This window comes from Archangium sp., assembly GCF_036388035.1.
Lineage (GTDB): Bacteria > Myxococcota > Myxococcia > Myxococcales > Myxococcaceae > Archangium.
In genome coordinates this window covers 1-6810 of sequence record NZ_DASVSO010001008.1, presented here as the reverse complement: position 1 = coordinate 6810, position 6810 = coordinate 1, and the positions used below count along the sequence as shown (strand labels likewise).

Here is a 6810-nt window from a genome sequence, read left to right as displayed (position 1 = left end):
GGTTGGCAATGAACTCTCGCGCGACGACATCCAATTCATCGTCGGCATGGGTTCCATCCATGGGTTTACGGTCAAGACCCGAGAGCGCGAAGTCCCACTCGGCATTGTGGCGTTCTACTCGGAGACGAGACCGGTCTCCTGCAACGGATTCTTCCTGCATATGCCCGCCACAGGTGAACTCTTGAAGTGGACGGTCAACCCGAAAGGCGAGTGGAAGAGTCGATTGTATGGCATGGTCAAGTGGATCAACTCCTCGGAATTCGAGATCGAGTACAAGTAGCCATGGAACCAAGGCTCGTTCTGTTGCTGTGCTGTATGGCTCTCACTGGCTGTGCTCATCGCCCGTGCCAGGTACTGGGCTCCTTCCTCGGTTGCCGATGCGTGCCGGAAATCAGTCAGCCCCGCTTTCAGGACATGAGCGTGCGGCTTCCCGTTTTCGATCCCAAGCTCCCCTTGGATGTGGACCTGGATGGCTACATGCTCCAGGCGATGCGGATAGCCGCGGATGACTTCCTGAATGCGGATCCAACCGGTCTTCCCTGCGAGGACAAGCAGGTCTCACACAGATACCGCGCTGTACGTCAGGGCGATGTCATCTTCGTCCGGATTGACTTCAAACCGGAGAATTGTGGATGGACCCTTGGCCTGCTCGATGCGGGAGTGACGTATGCCATTGGCGTGGACGGTCGCATCCTCCGCAGGGAAGCGGATGGTTCCGGACCGTTCTGAACTCATGAGGCGTGGGCCCGCCGCTCGCGCTCGACGAGGGCCCGGTCCGCGGCGAAGGCGACGAGCACGGCCACCACCCACACGCAGGTGAGCAGCCCCCCGTTCATCTTCGGCTCGTTCATCGAGTAGTCGTAGTCCCCGAAGTTCGCCAGCCCGACGAAGGGGTTGAGCAGGTTGATGAGCGGGTCATCCGCCTTCTGGTCGAAGAGGACGGCGACGAGCGGGAGCAGCGCGCCGGCCAGGCCCACCAGCGAGAAGAAGAGGACGCGCACCACGGCCGGAGCGGACAGCCTGTCCGAGCGCGACATCCGCCCCACCAGCAGCGGCAGCGAGAGGAAGAGGAGCGCGTAGGCGGGCGCGGCGAGCGCCCCGAGGAAGTCGGCATTGACGTGGGTGCTGGAGGAGCGCGACCAGGAGAAGAGCGCGGTGCACAACCCCGCCCAGAAGAGCAGCAGCACCACGACGAGCCGAAAGCCCCGCACGGCGCCGGGGCGCAGGAGCGACCAGGGCCACGTGCCGGCGCGCAGGGCCCGTGCCTGGCCGTCCACGTCCGTGGCCACGAAGATGCCGGTGAGGGTCAGCTGGAGGCACCCGAGGATGCTCACCACCACGGCCGCGTCCGTGGAGGGGCGCTGAATCCACCACCCGCCCGCCAGGATGAGCCCGGAGACGAGCGTCTGCAGGGTGAGCGCCAGCCGGGGGCCCCGGGAGTAGTTCTCCGTGGCCAGCGACAGGCGCGCGGCGGCCGTCTCAAAGAGCAGCCAACCGTAGGTGAGCATGTTCCACAGAAAGAGGAGGGCGAAGGTGCGCAGTTCCTTCTCGCGCACGAGGAAGCGGTAGCCCTGCTCGCCGAGGATGAAGGCGGCCGTCAGCCCGTACATCAACGACAGGGCGAGCAGGCCTAGCAGCAAGAGGTGCACGAAGGCGCGGCCCATGCGCCCGTCGGCGAGCGTGGCCGCGCACACCGCCACCAGGGTGAGGAAGACGAGCCAGGAGGCGCCCAGCCCGAGAATCACCAGGATGGTCGGCAGGTCGATGCCGTTGAGGTAGTAGCTGAAGAGGAGGAAGGGCCCCACCGCGGAGGCGTACAGCCCGGCCTGCACGAGGAAGGAGGCCACCTTGCCTCGGAGAATGCGCCGGGGCCCCAGGCCGGTGAGGATGAGCAGCACCCACGTCTCGTCCTCGCGCTCGCGCGCCAGCGAGCGGTAGGCGCTGTAGGGGATGATGAAGAAGTGCACCATGCCCAGGCACATGAAGAAGGCGAAGAAGAAGCCCTGGCCCTGGGTGGTGAGGCCGCTGTCGTGCGCGTTGGCGTAGGCCACCAGCGAGATGACGAGGCAGGCCAGCAGCATCAGCCCGAAGCTCACCCAGAAGACGCGGGAGCGCAGCCCCTGGCGCACCTCCTTCACCACCAGCGGGTTGAGCCTGTCGCCCAGCCGCTCCAGCAGCCGGGGTGGTGCGTCCGCGCGCGGGGTGGTGCCCGCGGTGTCCGTGGCCGTCGCGCTCACGCCACCCTCCCCTTCGTCACGTGCATGAAGGCATCCTCGAGGTTGCGCTCGCGGTGGCTGAAGGCGCACACGGGCACGCCCGCCCCCACCAGCACCGCCAGCAGCCGCGCCGCCGACTCGTCCACCCAGCTCCCGGCGGACGCGCCATTCTCGTGCTCCAACCGGACGCGGAGCGTGTCGCCCTCGCGCGCCACCTGCTTCACCCGGGGCTGCTCCAGCAGCAGGCGCTCGGCGCGCGTCCAGGCCGCCTCGCCCTCCTCGCCCGGAAAGAGGCGCACCACCAGCTCCGCCGCCGCGGCGCCGGTGGCCTGCGCGAGGATGTCCGCCACCTTGCCCGTGGCCAGCAGCCGGCCCTGCTCGATGATGGCGCAGGTGTCACAGATTTCGGCCAGCTCGGTGAGGATGTGGCTGGAGATGAGCACCGCCTTGCCCTGGTCGGCGAGCGCGCGCAGCAGCTCGCGCAGCTCAATCCGGGCGCGCGGGTCCAACCCGTCCGCCGGCTCGTCGAGGATGAGCAGCTTCGGGTCGTGCAGCAGCGTGCGGCCCAGGGCCACGCGCTGCTTCATGCCCTTGGAGAGCGCGCTGGTGAGCTTGTCCGCCAGGGGGCGCAGCCCGGTGAACTCCATCACCGAGTCCACGCGCCTCGTGCGCGCCCGGCCCTGGAGGCCATAGGCGCGCGCGAAGAAGTCGAGGAACTCGGCGACGGTGACGTCGTCATAGGTGCCGTAGCGGTCCGGCATGTAGCCGATGAGCGGCCGCACCTTGTCCGGGGTGTCCACCAGCGAGTGCCCGTCCATCGTCACCTGGCCCGCGGTGGGCGTGTCCAGGGTGGCGAGAATGCGCATGGTGGTGCTCTTGCCGGCGCCGTTGGGCCCGATGAAGCCCAGGATGGTGCCGGCCTCCAGCTCGAAGGACACGTCATCCACCGCGCGCAGGGCGCCGTAGTCGCGCCGCAACCCCTTCACCTCGAGCAGGCTCATCCCCGCACCTCGCCTCGTGTCCGCGTCATGGTCCGTCCACCCGTCCCCGCACGAAGTGCAGCCCCTCGTGCAGTTCCACCGGCAGCGCCGCCGTGGGCACGAGGCCCGGGCCCTCCAGCTTCACGAGGAAGTCCCCCTCCCCCAGCGAGCGGCCCAGCACGTTCCACGGCACGATGTTGAAGCGGCGCCGCACGGGCTCGGGGAAGCTCACGAACTCCGGCCAGGTGGACTCGGCGTTGGAGCTCGGCTCCAGGGTGGCCACGCCCTCCGCCCCCTCGGCGAGCGCGGGCAGGGTCCACACCGCCTCGCCCAGCCGCACATAGCCTCGCGCGAGCGGCGCGCCGAGCGCGTTGCGCACCCGGAGCTCCGCGCCCTCGCGCTGGACGGTGAGCCGGGCGCGCGTGGGCACCACGGCCACCTCGCCCCACTCGCGGTAGGAGCGCGAGGGGAGGAAGCCTCCCGTCACCGCCATGCCATTCGTCCAGTCCGCCTCCACGGCGGGCGGCTCCCAGTCCGTGTCCGGCCCGAGGAGCGCCGCCAGCGTCGGCACCCGGACGCCCTCGGGCGCCAGGTTGGCGTAGTAGCCGGACAGGCCCACCGTCACCGCCCTGTCCCGGGCCCTGTCCAGCCAGGTGAGGCTGTAGCGGGCGGCATGGACGGAGAAGCCCTCCACCAGCACCGCCCAGCCGACGATGGCCAGGCACGTGACGAGCGCCACCGAGGGCACGGCGATGAGCAGCGCCACCGGCCCCTTGCGCCGGGCCAGGGCGAGGCCACCGGGCCCCACCGCCAGCACGAAGAGGGTGATGAGGAGCAGGAAGCGGCCCACGGGCGCCTGGACTCCGGGCAGCAGCGGCTGCTCGCCGTTGTTCAACAGCTGGCGGCCCCCGCGCTGCCAGCTCGGCGGCGGTCCGATGGGCGCGACGAGTGTCACGTGGCCCCCGGCCCCGGGCTCCAGCGTGCTCACGTCGGCGAGCAACCCCTGGCCGCACTCCTCCGCCTTCGCGCACAACCGCACCTGGCCGAAGCCGTAGGGGAGCTGTCCCACGGGGGTGCCGGAGAGCAGCGGCAGGCGCGAGTCCACGTCGCGCGGCGGGTGGAGGAGGGCCAGGTGGCCTCCGGTGGCGGCGTAGGACTCGAGCGCACTCCAGGCATCCGCCGGGAGGGCGGTGACGTCTCCGGCCACCACCACCAGGGCATGGCCCACGTAGGCGGCGAGCTCGCGCGGGGCGTCCTCCGGGGCGATGAAGCGGACCGACAGCTTCGGCTCCTTCTCCACGCGGGGCAGGCCGGTGCCCGACTGGAAGGCCCGCTCCGAGCCCAGCACCAGAACCGCCGCGCCCGTGTTGTCCACCGAGTAGAAGTTGAAGGCCCGGAAGTCGGCGTCGGGGCTCTGCAGGCGCACCAGGCCGCCGCGCGCGGAGACGGGGACGGGCAGCCACGCGACGAGCCGCTGCCGCGCGCCCACCTCCACGTCACGCGAGGTGGCCGCGGAGCGCCCCATCCCCGTGGACTCGAAGCCCAGGCGCACGAGGCGCGGGGCAGGGCCCGAATTGTGGAGCGTCACCTCCAGCGGGATGTAGCCGCGCGAGGGGCGCAGCACGCCGTTGGCCAGCGTGGCCTTCAAGTCCCCGTCCGAGAGATTCACGGGCTGGCCCCGCACCTCCTGGTAGCCCGCCACCCACGGCTCCTCCTTCTCGGGGCAGCCCTCCCCGCCAGCCTCTTCCTCCACGACCGTCGCGTCCGCGGCCTCTTCCTGGGCGGGCACGGCGGGGGCCGGAGGGGGCTCCGCCCACGCGGGGCTCTCGCCCAGCAGGAGCGCGAGGAGCGCGGCGGCGAGGCGCTCACGCACGGGACACCTCGGGGACGGCCTGGAGCAGGGTGCGCACCACGTCCCCCGCGCCCACCTTCTCCAGCGAGGCCTCGTAGGCGAGCACCAGCCGGTGGTTGAGGACGGCGGGCGCGGCGGCCACCACCTCGTCGAAGCCGACGTTGGGCTTGCCCCGCATGAGCGCGAGCGCCCGTCCCGCCGAGGCCAGCGCCAGGGCCGCGCGGGGGCTGGCCCCGTAGCGCACGAGGCGGCGCACCGGCTCCGGCGCGCCCGGGCCGCGCGGGTCGCTCGACTCCACCAGCCGGCCGATGAAGTCCGCCACCGGCACGGGCAGGTGGACGCGGTCCACCGCGGCGAAGAGGGAGGCGAGGCCCTCGGCGTCCGTCACCGCCGGCAGCACCGGAGGCGTCCCGCGCACGCGCGTGGTGAGCAGCGTGCTGAGCGTCCTGGCCCCCACCGGCGGCACGAGGACGCGGAAGAGGAAGCGGTCGAGCTGCGCCTCCGGCAGCGGGTAGGTGCCCTCCAGCTCGATGGGGTTCTGCGTGGCGAGCACGAAGAAGGGCTCGGGCAGCGGGCGTGTGTGGCCGAGCACGGTGACGCTGCGCTCCTGCATGGCCTCCAGCAGCGCGGCCTGCGTCTTGGGGCTGGAGCGGTTGATCTCGTCCGCGAGCACCACGTTGGCGAAGAGGGGGCCCTCGCGGAAGGTGAAGTCGCGACGGCCCTCGCCCTCCAGCACGTAGGTGCCGGTGATGTCGCCGGGCAGCAGATCCGGGGTGAACTGGATGCGGCGGAAGGGCAGCCCGAGCAGCCGCGCGAGCGCCTTGCACAGCTCCGTCTTGCCGAGGCCCGGCAGGCCCTCGAGCAGGAGATGGCCGCGCGCGAGCACCGCCGCCACCACCTGCTCCACCACCTGCGTCTGGTCGAGCAGCACCTGGTTCAGCCCCTTCTGGAGCTGAGCCACCCTCTCCGCCGCGCCCTGCACCTCGGCGGGGCTCAACAGTTCCGACACGGCCGACTCCTCTCCTAGGGTTCCCCCCCGAAATACCGCTTCACCAAATCCCGGTTGCGGGGCAGCAGCGGGCCGGACACATGTCCCGCCTCCGCGCCGCCCTGGGCACTCGTCCCCTTGCCGCTCCCCCCACCGCCCCCCTCGCGCCGCTGGGGGTCCGCGGGGCGCAGGCCCCACAGTCCCTGCGCCTCACCGCCCTGGCCCTCGGGCAGCGGCTTGAAGGCGAGCCGCTCCGGGTCCATCTGCGCCTCGTCGCCGAAGACGAGCGGCTGGCTCTCCCCGCCCCGCCCCGCCCCGGCGCCCTTGCCCACCTGCCGGCTCGCGTGGCCGCCCCGCTGGCCCTGTCCCTGGCCCTCCCCCTCGCCCTGCCCCGCTCCGGGCCGCGTGCCGTTGCGCCCGGCGCCCTGCCCGAAGCGCTGCTCCAGCTCGCGCTGACGCCGCTCGAGCGTCTCCCGCAGGTTGGCCACCTCGTCGCGCGAGCCCGGCGTACCTCCCGAGCCCCGCTTCGCCTGGGCCGAGCCGGTGCCCCCATCCCCCGCGCCCGCCCCCGCGCTCCCGTTGCCGGAGGAGGTGGGGGAGCCCTCGTTCCCCTCCTGGGCGCGGGCCGCGTCGTCGTGCCCGAGGGCCATCAGCGCTCGCTCGAGGGCCTCGCGCTCCCGGGCGGCGGCCTCGGCACCGGCGGCGGCGTCCAGCGACTCCTCCAGCTCGCGCGCGGCCTCGGACGCGGCGGCCAGCTCGGCGGCGGCCTGGGCG

5 protein-coding genes and 2 pseudogenes are annotated in these 6810 nt (G+C 72.0%); 2 read left to right on the top strand and 5 right to left on the bottom strand.

Annotated features, from left to right (window positions below):
* Together VF697_RS41570 and VF697_RS41565 are read left to right on the top strand one after the other, a co-directional pair.
* A pseudogene (locus VF697_RS41570) lies at window positions 1-280 on the top strand (hypothetical protein); the annotation flags it as partial.
* A gap of 101 nt (window positions 281-381) precedes the next feature.
* Complete coding sequence (locus tag VF697_RS41565) at window positions 382-729, top strand: hypothetical protein (protein WP_331104057.1); 348 nt, start codon at window positions 382-384, stop codon at window positions 727-729.
* Between the two features lie 2 nt (window positions 730-731).
* On the opposite strand, the gene VF697_RS41560 is transcribed toward VF697_RS41565, so the two are convergent.
* The 5 genes and pseudogenes from VF697_RS41560 to VF697_RS41540 form a co-directional block, all read right to left on the bottom strand.
* Complete coding sequence (locus VF697_RS41560; RefSeq protein ID WP_331104055.1) at window positions 732-2237, bottom strand: ABC transporter permease; 1506 nt, start codon at window positions 2235-2237, stop codon at window positions 732-734.
* A complete protein-coding gene (locus VF697_RS41555; RefSeq protein ID WP_331104054.1) occupies window positions 2234-3217 on the bottom strand; it encodes an ABC transporter ATP-binding protein in 984 nt (327 codons plus the stop codon). Before VF697_RS41555 ends, VF697_RS41560 begins: the two co-directional genes overlap by 4 nt.
* A 25-nt stretch (window positions 3218-3242) precedes the next feature.
* Window positions 3243-5069: a hypothetical protein gene (locus VF697_RS41550; RefSeq protein WP_331104052.1), complete on the bottom strand. Its 1827-nt coding sequence runs from the start codon at window positions 5067-5069 to the stop codon at window positions 3243-3245.
* Window positions 5062-6057 carry an AAA family ATPase gene (locus VF697_RS41545; RefSeq protein ID WP_331104050.1) on the bottom strand — a complete coding sequence of 332 codons (996 nt, stop codon included), beginning with the start codon at window positions 6055-6057 and terminating at the stop codon, window positions 5062-5064. The genes VF697_RS41550 and VF697_RS41545 overlap by 8 nt, the downstream gene beginning before the upstream one ends.
* A 14-nt stretch (window positions 6058-6071) precedes the next feature.
* Window positions 6072-6810 (bottom strand): annotated as a pseudogene (locus VF697_RS41540) (hypothetical protein); the annotation flags it as partial.